This window comes from Telluribacter roseus (genome assembly GCF_017355915.2).
In the GTDB taxonomy this organism is placed as follows: domain Bacteria; phylum Bacteroidota; class Bacteroidia; order Cytophagales; family Spirosomataceae; genus Telluribacter.
In genome coordinates, this window is sequence record NZ_JAFEUV020000002.1 from 276469 (window position 1) to 293382 (window position 16914).

The 16914-nt window shown below is 45.7% G+C and carries 26 protein-coding genes; 25 read left to right on the forward strand and 1 reads right to left on the reverse strand.

Features of this window, described 5'->3' with window-relative positions; translation table 11 throughout:
* Positions 1-105: 105 nt before the first annotated feature.
* Positions 106-1551 carry an NADP-dependent isocitrate dehydrogenase gene (locus JTN23_RS04330; RefSeq protein ID WP_247232648.1) on the reverse strand — a complete coding sequence of 482 codons (1446 nt, stop codon included), beginning with the start codon at positions 1549-1551 and terminating at the stop codon, positions 106-108.
* Between the two features lie 229 nt (positions 1552-1780).
* Here JTN23_RS04330 and rpsL point away from each other — a divergent pair, with 229 nt between their 5' ends.
* The 25 genes from rpsL (at position 1781) to secY (ending at position 16910) form a co-directional block, all read left to right on the forward strand.
* Complete coding sequence (gene rpsL, locus JTN23_RS04335; protein ID WP_247232650.1) at positions 1781-2194, forward strand: 30S ribosomal protein S12; 414 nt, start codon at positions 1781-1783, stop codon at positions 2192-2194.
* Positions 2195-2314: 120 nt separating this feature from the next.
* Positions 2315-2782, forward strand: coding sequence for a 30S ribosomal protein S7 (rpsG, locus tag JTN23_RS04340; protein ID WP_247232652.1), 468 nt, complete (start codon positions 2315-2317; stop codon positions 2780-2782).
* Between the two features lie 559 nt (positions 2783-3341).
* Positions 3342-5462 (forward strand): elongation factor G, encoded by a 2121-nt coding sequence (gene fusA / locus JTN23_RS04345; protein ID WP_247232654.1) that lies wholly within the window; start codon positions 3342-3344, stop codon positions 5460-5462.
* A 147-nt stretch (positions 5463-5609) separates the two neighbouring features.
* On the forward strand, positions 5610-5915 hold the full coding sequence (rpsJ, locus tag JTN23_RS04350) for a 30S ribosomal protein S10 (protein WP_132113290.1): 306 nt from the start codon (positions 5610-5612) through the stop codon (positions 5913-5915).
* 281 nt (positions 5916-6196) lie between these two features.
* Positions 6197-6817, forward strand: coding sequence for a 50S ribosomal protein L3 (rplC, locus tag JTN23_RS04355; RefSeq protein ID WP_247233138.1), 621 nt, complete (start codon positions 6197-6199; stop codon positions 6815-6817).
* 5 nt (positions 6818-6822) lie between these two features.
* A complete protein-coding gene (gene rplD / locus JTN23_RS04360; protein WP_247232656.1) occupies positions 6823-7452 on the forward strand; it encodes a 50S ribosomal protein L4 in 630 nt (209 codons plus the stop codon).
* A gap of 3 nt (positions 7453-7455) precedes the next feature.
* Positions 7456-7743, forward strand: a complete 288-nt coding sequence (gene rplW, locus JTN23_RS04365) for a 50S ribosomal protein L23 (protein WP_247232658.1) — start codon at positions 7456-7458, stop codon at positions 7741-7743.
* Between the two features lie 44 nt (positions 7744-7787).
* The gene (gene rplB, locus JTN23_RS04370) at positions 7788-8612 is read left to right on the forward strand and encodes a 50S ribosomal protein L2 (protein WP_247232660.1); all 825 of its coding nucleotides are present in this window, start codon (positions 7788-7790) and stop codon (positions 8610-8612) included.
* 9 nt (positions 8613-8621) lie between these two features.
* Positions 8622-8900, forward strand: a complete 279-nt coding sequence (rpsS, locus tag JTN23_RS04375; protein WP_207504225.1) for a 30S ribosomal protein S19 — start codon at positions 8622-8624, stop codon at positions 8898-8900.
* Positions 8901-8963: 63 nt separating this feature from the next.
* On the forward strand, positions 8964-9353 hold the full coding sequence (gene rplV, locus JTN23_RS04380) for a 50S ribosomal protein L22 (protein WP_247232662.1): 390 nt from the start codon (positions 8964-8966) through the stop codon (positions 9351-9353).
* Between the two features lie 19 nt (positions 9354-9372).
* Complete coding sequence (rpsC, locus tag JTN23_RS04385) at positions 9373-10164, forward strand: 30S ribosomal protein S3 (protein WP_247232663.1); 792 nt, start codon at positions 9373-9375, stop codon at positions 10162-10164.
* 49 nt (positions 10165-10213) lie between these two features.
* The gene (gene rplP, locus JTN23_RS04390) at positions 10214-10639 is read left to right on the forward strand and encodes a 50S ribosomal protein L16 (protein WP_247232664.1); all 426 of its coding nucleotides are present in this window, start codon (positions 10214-10216) and stop codon (positions 10637-10639) included.
* A gap of 47 nt (positions 10640-10686) precedes the next feature.
* Complete coding sequence (gene rpmC / locus JTN23_RS04395; RefSeq protein WP_207504229.1) at positions 10687-10887, forward strand: 50S ribosomal protein L29; 201 nt, start codon at positions 10687-10689, stop codon at positions 10885-10887.
* 18 nt (positions 10888-10905) lie between these two features.
* The gene (gene rpsQ, locus JTN23_RS04400; RefSeq protein ID WP_247232665.1) at positions 10906-11169 is read left to right on the forward strand and encodes a 30S ribosomal protein S17; all 264 of its coding nucleotides are present in this window, start codon (positions 10906-10908) and stop codon (positions 11167-11169) included.
* 2 nt (positions 11170-11171) lie between these two features.
* Positions 11172-11540, forward strand: coding sequence for a 50S ribosomal protein L14 (gene rplN / locus JTN23_RS04405; RefSeq protein ID WP_026631237.1), 369 nt, complete (start codon positions 11172-11174; stop codon positions 11538-11540).
* A 45-nt stretch (positions 11541-11585) separates the two neighbouring features.
* On the forward strand, positions 11586-11924 hold the full coding sequence (gene rplX / locus JTN23_RS04410; protein WP_247232666.1) for a 50S ribosomal protein L24: 339 nt from the start codon (positions 11586-11588) through the stop codon (positions 11922-11924).
* Positions 11925-12006: 82 nt separating this feature from the next.
* Positions 12007-12573: a 50S ribosomal protein L5 gene (gene rplE, locus JTN23_RS04415; RefSeq protein WP_247232667.1), complete on the forward strand. Its 567-nt coding sequence runs from the start codon at positions 12007-12009 to the stop codon at positions 12571-12573.
* Between the two features lie 20 nt (positions 12574-12593).
* Entirely contained in the window at positions 12594-12863 is a 270-nt protein-coding gene (gene rpsN, locus JTN23_RS04420) for a 30S ribosomal protein S14 (RefSeq protein WP_247232668.1), read from the forward strand.
* 74 nt (positions 12864-12937) lie between these two features.
* Entirely contained in the window at positions 12938-13336 is a 399-nt protein-coding gene (gene rpsH / locus JTN23_RS04425) for a 30S ribosomal protein S8 (protein ID WP_247232670.1), read from the forward strand.
* Between the two features lie 20 nt (positions 13337-13356).
* On the forward strand, positions 13357-13914 hold the full coding sequence (gene rplF / locus JTN23_RS04430) for a 50S ribosomal protein L6 (RefSeq protein WP_247232672.1): 558 nt from the start codon (positions 13357-13359) through the stop codon (positions 13912-13914).
* A 51-nt stretch (positions 13915-13965) separates the two neighbouring features.
* Positions 13966-14319: a 50S ribosomal protein L18 gene (rplR, locus tag JTN23_RS04435; RefSeq protein ID WP_247232674.1), complete on the forward strand. Its 354-nt coding sequence runs from the start codon at positions 13966-13968 to the stop codon at positions 14317-14319.
* Between the two features lie 12 nt (positions 14320-14331).
* Positions 14332-14847, forward strand: a complete 516-nt coding sequence (gene rpsE / locus JTN23_RS04440; RefSeq protein ID WP_247232676.1) for a 30S ribosomal protein S5 — start codon at positions 14332-14334, stop codon at positions 14845-14847.
* 45 nt (positions 14848-14892) lie between these two features.
* Positions 14893-15072, forward strand: a complete 180-nt coding sequence (gene rpmD, locus JTN23_RS04445) for a 50S ribosomal protein L30 (protein ID WP_247232678.1) — start codon at positions 14893-14895, stop codon at positions 15070-15072.
* A gap of 15 nt (positions 15073-15087) precedes the next feature.
* Positions 15088-15534, forward strand: a complete 447-nt coding sequence (gene rplO, locus JTN23_RS04450) for a 50S ribosomal protein L15 (protein ID WP_247232679.1) — start codon at positions 15088-15090, stop codon at positions 15532-15534.
* A gap of 62 nt (positions 15535-15596) precedes the next feature.
* Positions 15597-16910, forward strand: coding sequence for a preprotein translocase subunit SecY (gene secY / locus JTN23_RS04455; RefSeq protein WP_247232682.1), 1314 nt, complete (start codon positions 15597-15599; stop codon positions 16908-16910).
* The last annotated feature ends 4 nt before the right edge of the window (positions 16911-16914 follow it).

Below are 16914 nucleotides of genomic sequence, written 5' to 3' on the forward strand. Positions count from 1 at the left end.
TTAGAATTTATTGATTACACAGATAGCCTAACTACTGAAAAATGCAGGAGCCGACCTGTAAAAGATCGGCTCTCCTCCGCACATACCTCCCTACGTATTAGTTGATTACTCTCCCTGTCCCAGTGAATAGCCGGGCTGGCCGTCAAAGGTGTAGAGGTTTTCGGTCTTGATAAAGTCAAACCCCCGCTCGTGCAATTGGGCGAGCAGCTTCAGGGTTGCTTCGGTGGATAGTCCGCCGTTATCACTCACAAAGCGGCACCGCCAGTGGTCGGTACAGAATGTCTCAGGCATTCCCTCCGGGTATACTTTTACCCCACGATTGGTAATCATCTTGAGCCGTAGTGACGAGTCAGAAAGGGAAGATAGCGTGTCGCCAAGTTCATTCGCGGTACCTTCTTTCCAATCCAGAAATACATCAATGCCTACCAGCTCTTTCTTCTGTGCCGGAGGTACTCCCGGTGTAATATGAATAGGACGGGGGGCTGAGGCATAGCTGACAGCCTTGAAATGCTGCGGCTGCTGGCCCAGTCGCTCGATAACGGCATCCGCGAAGTCCTTGGTACCTACCCGTTGCTTGCTTACGCCCTCCTGATAGATGTCGCCGGTATGGATACCTTCTTCAATGGTACGAAGCCAGGCGTTATGTACCTTAGCGGCTACTTCACCCTGTCCAATGTGTACCAGCATCATAATGGCGCCGTTGATCAGTCCGGATGGATTAGCAATACCCCGTCCGGCTATGTCCGGCGCTGATCCATGTATGGCCTCAAACATGGCACACTGATCGCCGACATTGGCTGAGCCACCCATACCTACCGAGCCCGCTATCTGAGCGGCAATATCCGAAATAATGTCCCCATAGAGGTTCAGCGTAACAATGACACCAAAGCGCTCCGGTTCGTCGGCCAGTAGTGCCGACCCGATGTCAATGATCCAGTGCTCACTCTGGATGTCTGGGTACTCCTTGGCAATTTCATCAAATACCTTCCGGAACAGTCCGTCGGTCATTTTCATGATATTGTCTTTGGTAAAGCAGGTAACCTTCTTGCGGTTATAAGCCCGGGCGTATTCAAACGCGTAACGGATGATCTTTTCGCAACCAGGGCGGGAGATCAGCTTTAGACACTGGAATACTTGGTCGGTCTGTCGGTGCTCGATACCCGTGTAGAGGTCTTCCTCATTCTCACGGATGATGACGAGGTCCAGAGCAGGGTGCTTGGTATCTACGTAGGGATAATACGCCTGGCAGGGGCGCACATTGGCAAAAAGCCCCAGCGTGGTACGGGCTGTTACATTGAGGCTCTTGAAGCCACCGCCCTGGGGGGTAGTGATAGGCGCCTTCAGGAATACTTTGGTCCGGCGCAATGACTCCCAGTCGCTGGGTTGTATGCCGGTTTTGGTACCGCTTTTATATACTTTCTCACCAATTTCAATGATTTCGGGTTCTATCTGAGCGCCTGCTGCCTCTAATATGCGCAGCGTAGCATCCATGATTTCCGGTCCGATTCCGTCGCCATAAGCCACGGTAATAGGGGTTTTGGTGGTCGACATAAGTAGTTATAGTAGGTTTTAATAGGAGTGATGAATACTTGTATGCACCGTAAAAAACTACCGTGCTACTAGTATAACTACCAAAACGGGCAGAGCGTTATGAAAAAAATCAAAACTAACCATTTGTAAATCAGTAGTTGTTTTTCTAATTTTGCAGTCCGATTTTTTCGGAAAAACTATATAAATGATAAACGATTAGTTGATTAACTATTCAAAATCAAGCTATTAAATGCCTACTATTTCACAATTAGTCCGTAAAGGGAGAGAGAAAATGACATGGAAATCCAAGTCTCCGGCTTTGGATTCCTGCCCTCAGCGTCGTGGAGTATGTACTCGTGTGTACACCACAACGCCCAAGAAGCCAAACTCGGCTCTTCGTAAAGTAGCCCGTGTGCGTCTTACTAACCAGAAAGAAGTAAACGCTTACATTCCGGGTGAAGGTCACAACCTGCAGGAGCACTCTATCGTGCTGATCCGTGGTGGTCGTGTAAAAGATCTACCAGGGGTACGTTACCACATCGTACGTGGTGCGCTTGATACTGCCGGTGTAAATGGTCGTAAGCAGCGTCGTTCTAAGTACGGTGCTAAGCGTCCTAAGCCAGGTCAACCAGCAGCAGCGCCAGCAAAAGGCAAGAAAAAGTAATCAAAAAGTAACTCTCTCTACTTTTTAGAAATTAAATTCTGATAAAAGGGAAGTAATGCCGAAGCTGAGTAGGCATGAATGAGTTGCAAAACGAAACCTCGTGCAAACAATCTTATTACAATGAGAAAGGCAAAACCAAAGAAAAGATACATCCTTCCTGACCCAAAGTTTCGGGAAGTACAGGTTACTAAGTTTGTGAACAACCTGATGCTGCAGGGAAAGAAGAGCATCGCCTTCACTATCTTCTATGATGCTCTTGAGATCGTAGAAAGAAAGACCAGCGAAAACGGTCTGGAGATCTGGCGTAAAGCGCTTAACAACGTAACTCCTTCGGTAGAGGTAAAGAGCCGTCGTGTAGGTGGTGCTACTTTCCAGGTACCTACTGAAGTACGTCCTGAGCGTAAGCAGGCTCTGGGTATGAAGTGGTTGATCGGTTACGCTCGTAAGCGTGGTGAGAAGACCATGGTAGACCGTCTGGCTGCTGAGATCATCGCCGCTTCTAAGGGTGAAGGTGCTGCTGTAAAGAAGAAAGACGATACGCACCGTATGGCTGAAGCCAACAAGGCGTTCTCGCACTTCCGTTTCTAAGCATAAGCATTATCGCTATATGGAGAGGGCCTGCACTACGTGCGGGCTCTCTCCATTTTATAGGACTAGTCCAGTATCTGGTACAGAGAGCGCATCTATTAATGCCTTCTTTGTTACTGGAAATTGCGCATGATCTACCTCTCCATAACAGCTCCTGCGTCAGTTAAGGCACAGTAGTAACATTTACTGCCGGATGTGAAACTCATCAGGTCGTAAATGCCGTTATATAATGAATGGGTGAAGCAGAGAGCTTACCTATAAAGTGTTTTTGTTTAGGTAGTTATAGTAGGGGTAGTGAAAGTAACCTATGCCACCAACGGCTGCTATTATATAAACCAGGCGGGTACTTGTAGAACATCAGGTGGATTTAAGTAATCTCTACTGAGAAAATACAGCTTCACAAAAATATCTTCAAAAATAACTGAGGCTAAGTTGTTTTTACATAATTACTTCACTACTTTTGCGGTCTGTTTTTGAGTGGCATGAACCGTCAAATCAATAGGGGGCGTCGCCCGCACATCAAAATAGAAAATCAGCTTAAATATATAGTCACATTATCATGGCACGTGATTTAAAGTTCACAAGAAATATTGGGATTGCCGCACACATTGATGCCGGTAAGACAACAACAACCGAGCGTATCCTTTACTACGCAGGGGTAAGCCATAAAATCGGAGAAGTACACGATGGGGCTGCCACTATGGACTGGATGGAGCAGGAGCAGGAGCGTGGTATCACGATCACTTCGGCGGCTACTACTGTTAGCTGGCCTTACCGTGACAATACCTACCACATCAACATCATTGATACTCCGGGTCACGTGGACTTTACCGTAGAGGTAAACCGTTCGCTTCGCGTTCTGGATGGTCTTGTGTTCCTGTTTAGCGCAGTAGATGGTGTAGAGCCTCAGTCTGAGACTAACTGGCGTCTGGCCAACAACTATAACGTAGCTCGTATCGGTTTCGTTAACAAGATGGACCGTGCGGGTGCCGACTTCCTGAACGTGTGTAAGCAGGTAAAGGAAATGCTTGGTAGCTACGCAGTACCCCTACAGTTGCCAATCGGCGCCGAAGAAAACTTCAAAGGAGTAGTTGACCTGGTAAACTTCCGTGGTATCCAGTGGAACGAAGAAGATAAGGGAATGACCTTTACCGAGGTACCTATCCCTGACGATATGCTTGAAGAAGCTACTGAGTGGCGTGAGAAACTGCTCGAAGCCGTAGCCGAATTCGACGAAACTCTGATGGAGAAGTACTTCGAAGATCCAGCGTCTATCTCAGAAGACGAAATTCTGGCAGCTCTTCGTCAGGCTACTATCAGCATGAAGATCGTTCCTATGCTTTGCGGTTCTTCTTTCAAAAACAAAGGAGTTCAGACTATGCTGGACTATGTGATGGCCATTCTGCCTTCACCTTTGGATAGAGAGAGCATCAAAGGAACGGATCCCCGTACAGGTAACGAAGTAGTTCGTAAGCCTTCTGAAACAGAACCGTTTGCGGCTCTTGCGTTCAAGATCGCTACTGATCCTTACGTAGGTCGTCTTTGCTTTATCCGTTCATACTCAGGAGTACTTGAGTCAGGCTCATATGTACTGAACAACCGTTCGGGTAACAAAGAGCGTATCTCACGTATCTTCCAGATGCACGCTAACAAGCAGAATCAGATTGATCGTCTGGAAGCAGGTGATATTGGTGCGGTAGTAGGTTTCAAAGATATCAAGACCGGAGATACTCTGTCAGATGAGAAGAATCCTATCGTACTTGAATCAATGGTATTCCCTGAGCCTGTAATCGGTTACGCTATCGAGCCTAAGAAAACAGCTGATCAGGACAAATTTGGTAATGCTATCGCTAAGCTTATCGAAGAGGATCCAACGCTTCAGGTTAATACAGATGAAGAAACAGGTCAGACCATCATCCGTGGTATGGGTGAGCTTCACCTGGAAATCATCATCGACCGTATGCGTCGTGAATTCAAAGTAGAAGTAAATCAGGGTGCTCCTCAGGTGGCTTACAAAGAAGCTCTTACCAGGAACTTTGAGCACCGTGAAGTATATAAGAAGCAGACAGGTGGTCGTGGTAAATTTGCCGATATCGTATTCGAAATCGGACCACGTGATGACCAGGAGGAAGATGGTAAGGAGAAGCCAGGCTTACAGTTCGATAACAAGATTGTAGGTGGTGTTATTCCTCGTGAATTTATTCCTTCTATCCAGAAAGGCTTTGATGAGGCTATGAAGAATGGTCCTCTGGCTGGTTACCCAATCGACTCAATGAAGGTTCGTCTCTTCCACGGATCTTTCCACGATGTTGACTCGGATGCCTTCTCTTTTGAAATGGCTGCCCGTATTGGTTTCAAAGAAGCTGCTCGTAACGCTGGTCCTAAACTGCTTGAGCCTATCATGGCAGTAGACGTTGTTACGCCAGAAGAATATACCGGTCCTATCACAGGTGACCTCAACCGTCGTCGTGGTGTAATGAAGGGTATGGATACCAAAGCTGGTTCACAGGTTATCAAAGCTGATGTACCTCTGTCAGAGCTGTTCGGTTATGTGACTGATCTGCGTACCATTACTTCCGGTCGTGCAACAGCTTCATTGACTTTCTCTCACTATGACTTTGTACCACAGAACATCGCTGATGCAGTTATCGCTAAGGTGAAAGGTACAGCTAAAGCATAATTTTAATTAATAGGAGTAGGTAGCGATGAGTTGCCTACTCTTTATATAAACCTACTGCACTAGCGGAGTAAATGGTTCTTTCGTTAGTGAAGGCATGTCGAGAACACAGGCCAGCAGAGTGTCAAGAACCAGCAAAAACAAAAAGTAATGAATCAAAAAATTCGCATTAAGCTTAAATCTTTCGACCATAACCTGGTTGATAAGTCAGCCGAGAAAATCGTTAAGGCTGTGAAAGCTACAGGAGCTGTAGTAAGTGGTCCTATTCCTCTTCCAACTGAGAAGGAGATCTTCACTGTACTGCGTTCTCCCCACGTTAACAAGAAGTCACGTGAGCAGTTCCAGCTGTGCACGTACAAGCGTCTGGTAGATATCTTCTCTACTAGTGCTAAAACAGTAGATGCCCTGATGAAGCTTGAGCTTCCCAGTGGTGTTGATGTAGAGATCAAAGTATAATTTTTCGGCGTTAACGCCGAGTACATATGGGTATTATCGGGTGAAGGTCCGGATTCCACTGGAAACCACATCTGAGTTCATTTCCGCTAAAAGCAGCTGCCAGTCAGAAAAAATTAAGCTTTTACGGTACAAAATGAGGTCAGGTGTGTCATACGCCTGACCTTTTTTGCTGATACTCAAAATAATAAACGGAATGGGTTTGGATGCTAAATTGCAAATTTCTAACTTTGCACTCCGTTTTTAAAAATAGGTTAATTCCTGCTATTCTAAAACACAATAAAATGTCTGGTTTAATAGGTAAAAAAATCGGAATGACCAGTTTGTACAATGCTGACGGGCAGGCTCTGGCATGTACTGTTATTCAAGCTGGTCCTTGTGTAGTAACACAAGTAAGATCCGAAGAAAAAGATGGCTATTCTGCGCTGCAGCTTGCCTTTGGTGAGAAGAAAGAAAAGAACACCACCAAACCAATGCTCGGTCACTTCAAGAAGGCCAACACAACTCCCAAGCAAAAGCTGGTTGAGTTCAAGTATTTTGAGGAAGAGCACGAACTGGGCAAAGCCTTAACTATTGACGACATATTCACTGAAGGTGAGTTTGTTGACGTAGTAGGTACTGCTAAGGGCCGCGGATTCCAGGGCGTTGTTAAGCGTCATGGTTTCGGTGGGGTAGGTGGCCAGACTCACGGTCAGCATAACCGTGCGCGTCACCCAGGTTCAATTGGTGCTTGTTCGTTCCCTTCACGAGTTTTTAAAGGCATGAAAATGGCCGGTCGTATGGGTAACAATCGTGTAAAGATTCAGAACCTGCGTATTCTGAAACTTATTCCGGAGCAAAACCTCCTAGTAGTAAGCGGCTCCGTGCCAGGTTCAAAGAATTCATTTGTAATCATTGAGAAATAATACTGATGGAACTGTCTGTATTAAATATAAAAGGAGAGGATAGCGGTAAAAAAGTGACGTTGTCGGAGGATATCTTTGGTATCGAGCCCAACGAGCATGCTATCTACCTAGATGTAAAGCAGTATCTGGCTAACCAGCGTCAGGGTACTCACAAAGCCAAAGAGCGTGCTGAAGTAAGCTACTCAACACGTAAGATCAAGCGTCAGAAGGGTACGGGTGGAGCTCGTGCCGGTAGCATAAAGTCACCTGTGTTCGTAGGTGGTGGACGTATATTTGGTCCCCGTCCTCGCAATTACGGTTTCAAAGTAAATAAGAAAGTAAAGACACTGGCTCGTATTTCAGCTCTGGCTGCTAAGGCAAAAGGTGACTCTATCTCAGTAGTTGAGGCTTTCTCATTTGATGCTCCTAAGACAAAATCTTTCCTGAATGTTCTGAATGCGTTGTCTCTGACAAACACCAAGACACTATGGATTTTGCCTGATGTTGATAACAACGTGTATCTGTCTAGCCGTAACATTCCTAAGACGAAGGTTGCCACAGTGGATACAGTCAATACATACGACCTCATGAACGCTGATCGCCTGCTCATAAGCGAGCCAGCACTGTCTAAATTGGAAACCCTTTTGAACAAATAAGCAATGAGTGTACTGAAGCGTCCGATCATCACCGAGAAGGTAACCGCTCAGGGTGGTCAAGGAAAATACGCCTTCGAGGTAGCCAAAGATGCCAATAAAGTAGAAATCAAAAAGGCTATCGAGAAACTGTACGGGGTTTCCGTAGAAAGTGTACGCACCATGCGTTGCATTGGAAAAACTAAATCTCGTATGTCGGGAGGCAAGTTTATCAGCGGAAAAACGTCAACCTACAAGAAAGCTATCGTAACGGTAGCCGAAGGCGAGCTGATAGATATCTATGGCGAAGCCTAAAAACAAAGTTGACTGATTCACAACATTGATGAGCAAGTAAAGCAATGGCAGTTAAAAAATTAAAACCAACAAGCCCAGGTCAGCGCTTCCGCGTAGCTCCTTCGTTTGAAGAGATTACCGCGGTTAAGCCTGAAAGGAGCCTACTAGAACCACTTAAGAAATCAGGTGGCCGTAATAACCAGGGCCGTCGTACCATGCGGTACATTGGTGGTGGTCATAAGCAGAAGTATCGTGTAATTGATTTCAAAAGAAATCGTCTGGATGCTCCTGCAACAGTAGTAACAGTAGAATACGATCCTAACCGTTCAGCACGTATTGCCCTGGTGCAGTACGAAGATGGCGAGAAGCGTTATATCATCGCTCCTAACGGTCTGAACGTAGGACAAGTGATTGTAGCAGGTACGGCAGTAGCTCCCGAAGTAGGTAATGCTCTTCCTCTAGCTTCTATGCCTATCGGTACAATCGTACACAACATAGAACTTACGCCTGGTAGAGGTGCTCAGTTTGCTCGTAGTGCAGGTACTTACGCACAGCTGGTAGCCCGCGAAGGAAAATACGCTGTTTTGAAAATGCCTTCTGGCGAAATGCGTATGATCCTTTCAGCGTGTATGGCTACCGTTGGAACAGTTTCTAACGCTAACCACATGAACGTTAGCATTGGTAAAGCTGGTCGTAAGCGCTGGTTAGGACGTCGTCCTCGTGTAAGAGGTGTAGCTATGAACCCTGTCGATCACCCGATGGGTGGTGGTGAAGGACGTGCATCAGGTGGACACCCACGTTCTAGAAACGGTCTCTTGGCTAAGGGTAAGAAGACTCGTAACAAGAATAAGCACTCTGAGAAACTGATTATTAGCAGACGTAAAAAATAAGATAGGTAAATGGCACGCTCATTAAAAAAAGGTCCCTATATAGATTTTCGTCTGGAAAATAAGATTCAGACGATGAACGATTCGAACAAGAAGTCTGTAATCAAGACATGGTCTCGTCGTTCAATGATCTCTCCTGACTTTATAGGTCATACATTCGCCGTTCATAATGGCAATAAGTTCATCCCTGTTTATGTAACTGAAAACATGGTTGGACATAAACTGGGTGAATTTGCACCTACACGTAACTTCCGTGGTCACACGGCAAAAAAGGATAAAGGTAAGAGATAATAATTGTAGACCGTTGGCTTAGGATCTTTTAGATACAGAGGCTGACGAATACCTGAAAAGAACATGGAAGCAAGAGCAATACTACGAAATGTACCTACCTCACCTCGTAAAATGAGATTGGTAGCTGACATGATTCGCGGTCAGAAGGTCAGCAAAGCTCTGGCCATCTTAAAGTTTCAGCCCCAGGCGGCTTCTTCAACACTGCACAAAGTGCTGCTCTCTGCAGTAGCTAACTGGCAGCAGGGAAATGAAGGCTCCAGAATTGAGGATGCTGATCTGTACGTAAAAACTGTATTTGTAGACGGTGGACGTATGCTAAAGCGCCTACGCCCTGCTCCCCAGGGAAGAGCCCATCGCATTCGTAAGCGTTCTAATCATATCACTATCGTGATTGATGATGCATCTGCTTTTACGATCACTGCAGGTACTGAAGAAAATAATACCGAATCATAAGTAAACGATCTATATACGAATGGGACAGAAGGTTAACCCGGTAGGTCTAAGACTTGGCATTGTTAGAGGTTGGGAATCGAGCTGGTACGGTGGAAAAGATTTCTCTGACAAACTTGTTGAAGACGAAAAAATCCGCAAATATATCCAGGCTCGTATTCCGAAAGGAGCTATCTCACGGGTAGTTATCGAGCGTACCCTGAAGCGTATCACACTGACTATTCACACGGCTCGTCCGGGTATCGTGATTGGTAAAGGTGGCGCCGAAGTGGATAAAATCAAAGAAGAGCTTAAGAAGATCACAGGTAAAGATGTTCAGATCAATATTTATGAGATCAAACGTCCTGAGATCGATGCCAAACTGATCGGCGAGACAATCGCTCAGCAGCTGGAAGCTCGTATCTCTTACCGTCGTGCTATGAAGCAGTCTATCGCTTCAGCGATGCGTGTAGGAGCACAAGGTATCAAGCTACGTCTTTCTGGTCGTCTGGGTGGTGCTGAAATGGCACGTACCGAAGAGTACAAAGAAGGTCGTATTCCTCTGCACACTCTTCGTGCTGATATTGACTACGCTATCTCAGAAGCTCAGACTGTATACGGTAAAATCGGTATCAAGGTATGGGTATTCAAAGGTGAGCTTTACGGCAAGCGTGATCTGACTCCAAGTGCAGCTGCTCCTGCTAACAGTGAGCGTAGCGAGCGTGGTGGCGAAAGAAGAGGCGGCCGTGGCGGTGACAACGAAAGAGGTGGTGACCGTGGTGGTGATCGTCGGAAGAGAAGCCGCTCCAACAACAATAACAACAAGAAGAAGTAATCAGCAAGGATTATCTGGCGCTTGAGCGTCGGTATAAATAAATAGAACCATGTTACAGCCGAAAAGAACCAAGTTTCGCAAGCAGCAAAAGGACAAGGGAGCGTTCCGGGGTGTCGCATCACGTGGACACGAGATCGCTTTCGGCTCGTTTGCTATCAAGGCACTCGAACCGGGTTGGCTTACTGCTCGTCAAATTGAGGCAGCTCGTATTTCAGTAACTCGCGCTATGAAGCGTGAAGGTCAGGTTTGGATCCGGGTATTCCCTGATAAGCCTATCACCAAGAAGCCTGCCGAAGTTCGTATGGGTAAAGGTAAAGGTGCACCCGAATATTGGGTAGCCATGGTAAAGCCAGGCACCATTCTATTCGAAGCAACTGGAGTTAGCCTTGATACTGCTAATGAGGCACTACGTCTGGCAGCTCAGAAACTGCCACTCAAGACTAAGTTCATTGTGCGCCGCGATTATCAGGAATAGGCCCAGTGCAACTGCGTTTTCTGAACCATACATAATAGAAAAAAGCAATGACTAATAAGGAAATACAAGCTCTTTCAGCTGATCAGCTGAAAGAGCAGATAGCCCAGGAAAAAGAGCGCTTGCTGCGGTTGAAGTTCGCTCATGCGATTTCTCCGGTTGAGAATCCAATCCGGATTCGGTCTTCGCGTAAGCAGATTGCGAGGCTCATGACGGAGCTGTCGGCCAAGTCAAACCAACAGCAACAATAGTAAAGTAGCTAAGAAATCATGGAGGCATCAAACAGAAATTTGCGTAAAGAAAGAGTTGGCCGCGTAGTGAGCAACAAGATGGAGAAATCTTGTGTGATCACCGTAGAGCGTAAGGTCAAACACCCCATGTACGGTAAGTTTATGAGCAAGACTAGCAAGCTTATGGTACATGATGAAAACAATCAGGCCGGTATCGGTGATACGATCCGTGTTATGGAAACCCGTCCGCTTAGCAAGAATAAGCGTTGGAGATTAGTAGAAATCCTTGAAAGAGCGAAGTAATCATGGTACAGCAAGAATCTAGACTGTCCGTAGCTGACAATAGCGGCGCCAAAGAAGTACTGGTAATCCGGGTACTTGGCGGAACTGGCAAGCGTTATGCTTCGGTAGGCGATAAGATCGTCGTAACAGTAAAATCAGCACTTTCTTCCAGCAACATGAAGAAAGGTACAGTATCCAAAGCCGTAGTCGTACGTACTAAGAAAGAAGTACGTCGCAAGGATGGCACTTACATCCGCTTCGAGGATAATGCTGCCGTTCTTCTGAATAATAATGACGAACCTCGCGGTACCCGTATCTTTGGGCCGGTAGCTCGTGAGCTGCGTGAGAAGCAGTTCATGAAGATCGTGTCACTGGCGCCTGAAGTACTTTAATCTGCCGGTGAACCGTAGTTCTTTGAACCGATAAAGAATTCAACAATGGAAAAGAAGAATACCAAGAAGCCCAAATTGCATATCCGTACGGGCGATACTGTGAAGGTAATTTCCGGAAACGAGAAAGGCAAAACGGGTCGTGTTACGTCTGTGCTGATCGAAAAGCAGCGTGCCCTGGTGGAAGGTGTGAATATGATCACCAAACACAAGAAGCCCAACGCACAGAACCCACAGGGTAGCATTGAGAAAGTAGAAGGTGCTATCCACATCAGTAACCTGATGGTAGTAGATCCAGCTACTGGCGAAGCTAGCCGCACAGGCCGTAAACTAAACGATAAAGGAAAACTTCAGCGCTTCGCTAAGAAGTCAGGAAACCTTATCTAGTAGTACCGCTGTTATACCAGCATTTGAATTATAACTATATAAAGTAAGGTGGGTCGGAAATCCACTCTAACTTAAGCTTCTAATGGCAACTCCAAGATTAAAAGAAAAATACCACAATGAAGTGGTAACTGAACTGAGAGATAAATTTCAGTACAAGTCAGTAATGCAGGTGCCCCGCCTGACAAAGATTGTCATCAACAAGGGTATCGGTGCCGCAGTAGCTGATAAGAAACTGGTTGATACAGGAGTAGAAGAGCTTTCACTGATCACTGGTCAGAAAGCCATCGCTACAATCTCCAAGAAAGCTGTATCAAACTTTAAACTTCGCGAGAACATGCCCATCGGTGCAAAAGTAACTCTTCGCGGAGACCGTATGTACGAATTCCTTGATCGCTTGACTACTATTGCCATGCCTCGCGTGCGTGACTTCCGTGGAGTTAGCGACAAAGGGTTTGATGGACGTGGTAACTATACATTTGGTGTAAAAGAACAGATCATCTTCCCTGAGATCAGCATTGAGAAAGTCAACAAGATCTCTGGTATGGATATCACCTTTGTTACCTCTACTAATTCTGATGAAGAAAGCTACGAGCTGCTGAAAGCACTTGGTATGCCCTTCACCAATGCGAACAATAAGAATCAGTCGTAAGAAAAGATATTCACTGACAAATGGCAAAAGAATCAGTAAAAGCACGGGAAAGAAAGAGACAAAGACTAGTGGCTAGGTACGCCGAAAAGCGTGCAAAATTAAAAGAAGCCGGAGACTGGGTTGGTCTTGATAAATTGCCCCGCAACGCTTCGCCCGTACGCCTACACAACCGTTGTAAGCTTACAGGCCGCCCTCGTGGTTATATGCGTAGATTTGGAATCTCACGTGTAACCTTCCGCGAGATGGCTTCGGATGGTAAAATTCCGGGTGTAACTAAGGCAAGTTGGTAAGACCCTTTCAAATCTGATTTCAATTACTTAACTTTGCACGCCTTTTTTGAGGAGTGCTTAAACAAGTCACTAAAATGGTAACGGATCCCATAGCAGACTATCTGACTAGAATCAGAAACGCCATAAAGGCGAAGCACCGGGTTGTTGAGATACCTGCTTCCAACATAAAGAAAGAAATTACAAAAGTACTGTTTGACAAAGGATACATTCAGAGCTACAAATTTGATGAAGTTGGCCCACAGGGTACCATCAAGATAGCGCTGAAGTACAACCCGGTAACTAAGCAGTCAGCTATAGTAAAGCTTCAGCGTGTGAGTAAGCCAGGTCTTCGCAAGTACTCTGGAGCTACCTCTGTCCCTCGTGTATTGAGTGGCTTAGGTACAGTAATCCTTTCTACTTCGAAAGGTGTAATGACCGATAAAGAGGCACGCTCACTGAACGTAGGTGGTGAGGTACTGTGCTTTGTATACTAAAATAATAAAGCCCTAAGGCAATGTCACGAATAGGAAAGAAAATCATAGAACTACCCGCAGGTGTATCAGTAACAGTTGCTGATGACAATGTGGTGTCGGTGAAAGGCCCAAAAGGTACACTCACTCAGGCAGTAGATCCTGATATGTCAGTGGAAATTGAGGGTAATGTGGTAAGAGTACAGCGTCCAAGTGAGCAGAAGCGTCATAAAGCTCTGCACGGACTGTACCGTTCACTAATCAACAACATGGTGATTGGTGTAAGCACCGGATATAAGAGAGAGCTTGAGATCATAGGGGTAGGTTATAAGGCCAGCGTTGCTAACAATGTCCTTGAGCTTAACCTGGGTTACTCTCACAACATATTTATGGCTGTGCCTGACGAGATCAAAGTGGCAGCTGTTACCGAGAAAGGCCAGAACCCAAAAGTAATTCTGGAAGGTATCGATAAAGAGCTGATAGGGGTGATCGCTGCTAAAATAAAGTCACTGCGTAAAGTAGAGCCTTACAAAGGTAAAGGTATACGTTTCACAGGTGAAGTGGTACGCCGTAAAGCTGGTAAGTCAGCCTCTAAGAAGTAAGTTAGACTTACAGTGTAAATTATTTTTAATATTATTAGATAGAAAAATAAAATGGCGACTGCAAAAACAGACAGAAGACAACGCCTCAAATATCATATTCGTAAGAAGGTGGAGGGTACCACTGAGCGTCCGCGCTTGTCGGTATTCCGCTCTAACACGGGCATCTATGCTCAGGTTATTGATGATGTGAAAGGCGTTACTTTAGCAAGCGCTTCTTCGCTGGAACTTGGCGAGAAGAAATACAACACAAACGTTGAAACTGCGCAGGAAGTTGGTAAGAGAATTGCCGAGAAAGCCCAGGCCGCAGGAGTATCAGCAGTAGTGTTTGACCGTAACGGTTACCTGTACCACGGAAAAGTTAAAGCATTGGCCGATGGAGCCCGTGAGGGTGGTCTCAAATTCTAAGAGAGAAGAAAAATGTCTAATCATACAAGACCTTCTAAGGTTAACGAATCAGATCTAAAAGAGCGTGTGGTTGCTATCAACCGCGTTGCCAAGGTTGTAAAGGGTGGCCGCCGGTTTAGTTTCTCTGCCATTGTGGTGGTAGGTGACGGAAAAGGTGTAGTAGGCTACGGACTTGGCAAAGCCAATGAAGTAACAGACGCTATTGCTAAGGGTATCGAGGACGCTAAGAAAAACTTGGTACAAGTACCTTTGCTTAAAACAACTGTACCTCACGAAATGGAAGGTAAGTTCAGCGGAGGCTACGTACTGATCAAGCCTGCTGCGCCTGGTACAGGTGTAATCGCTGGTGGTGCGATGCGTGCTGTATTGGAAGCTGCTGGTATCCATGACGTACTAGCAAAATCAAAAGGCTCTTCTAACCCTCACAACGTGGTGAAGGCTACTGTAGATGCTCTTTTGAAGATGCGTGCACCTCATCAGATAGCATTCCAACGCGGAGTGAAGTTGGAGAAAGTGTTTAACGGGTAAAACCAGGTCTGACACAAAAGGTTCGGCCTCTAATCGCACAAAACCATGTCTAAAGTACGTATAACCCAGATCAAGAGTACTATTGATCGTCCTGAAACACAAAAGCGGACTATTAAAGCACTTGGCTTGGGAAAGATCAACCGCTCGGTTGAAAAAGAAAATTCTGAAGCCATTGCGGGTATGATCCGTAAGGTAATTCACTTGGTCAAAGTAGAAGAAATTTAAAAAAGCATTACAGCTATGAATCTTAGTTCATTAAAGCCGGCAGCTGGTTCTGTTCGTGAGAGAAAGCGGGTAGGTCGCGGAACGGGTTCTGGAAGAGGGGGTACCTCAACGCGTGGACACAAAGGTGCTCAGTCGCGTTCAGGATATAGCCAGAAGCGCGCTTTTGAAGGTGGACAGATGCCCATCCAGCGCCGTCTTCCAAAGTTCGGTTTCAATAATATCAATCGTGTTGAGTACAAAGCAATTAATCTTGATGCTATTCAGGCCCTGGTTGAAAAAACGGGTGCATCTGTAGTAGATATCGAATTGTTGCGTAACAACGGTCTGGTAAGCAAGAAAGACCTTGTTAAAGTTCTTAATCGTGGAGAGATCAGTGCAGCCGTAGAAGTACAGGCTCACGGATTTTCAGGCTCTGCTGTTGAGGCGATCGAAAAGGCTGGAGGAAAAGCAATTAAATTGTAATCCTGTTAGTAACTCACTAACTTTATAGTTTGATTAACTACAGGTAATACAAGCCTCGCAACATGAAACGATTTATCGATACGATTAAAAATATCTTTTCAATAGAGGAGTTGAGAACACGTATTCTCAACACTCTTTTGTTTATAACGATATTCCGTCTGGGGTCACACATCGTGCTTCCTGGTGTTGAACCAGATCGCATGAACTTTGCTTCCCAGGGACTATTGGGACTACTTGACACCTTCCTGGGAGGAGCGTTCAGTAAGGCATCTATATTCGCATTGGGTATTATGCCTTATATTTCTGCGTCGATTGCTATTCAGCTGTTGACAATGGCGCTGCCTTACTTCCAGAAGATGCAGAAAGAAGGAGAATCCGGGCGTAAGAAGCTGAATCAGATTACGCGGGTGCTGACCATCGTAGTAACGCTGGCGCAAGGATTAACCTATCTTAAAACTACAGTACCAGACGAGGCGCTTCTTGTATCACGAGGCATGTTTACTGTATCCTCTATCTTTATCCTTATCGCTGGAACTATGTTCTGCGTATGGTTAGGGGAGCGTATCACTGATAAGGGAGTAGGTAATGGTATTTCAATGCTGATCATGATTGGTATTGTATCACGCTTCCCCGGTGCTATCATACAAGAGTTCTCATCAAGAGGAAGTGGCCAGATCCTGATCTTTGTGTTGGAGATCGTAGCACTTTACTTTGTGATTATGGGAGCTGTTATGCTTACGCAGGCGGTACGTCGTGTACCTATCCAGTATGCAAAGCAAGTTGTAGGTAATCGTGTAATGGGCGGACAACGCCAGTACTTGCCACTAAAGGTTAATGCAGCGGGCGTTATGCCTATCATCTTTGCTCAGGCTTTGATGTTCATACCTTCTCTGGTAGCTAATCTCTTTGCCGAGCGCAGCGACTTTGCCAGTAACGTGGCTACCATATTTGCCAATTATACAACCTGGCAATACAACCTGTTGTTTGCTTCACTGATCATTATTTTCACATTCTTCTATACTGCTATCTCGGTTAATCCCCAGCAGATAGCTGACGATATGAAGCGTGGAGGAGGATTTATTCCAGGTGTTAAACCCGGACAGCAGACTTCAGATTACATCAGCTCAATCCTGGACCGTATCACTTTCCCTGGGGCTATCATGCTGGCAATTGTAGCTATTCTGCCTGCCGTAGCAAGCCTACTGGGTATGACTACTGAGTTTGCCCAGTTCTTTGGAGGTACTTCTCTTCTAATCATGGTGGGTGTTGTACTGGATACTCTTCAGCAGATTGAAAGTTACCTATTGATGCGTCGTTACGAAGGCTTGATGAAGTCAGGTCGGGTGAAAGGCAGAACTGAAAGTGTAGCAGTATAATTAA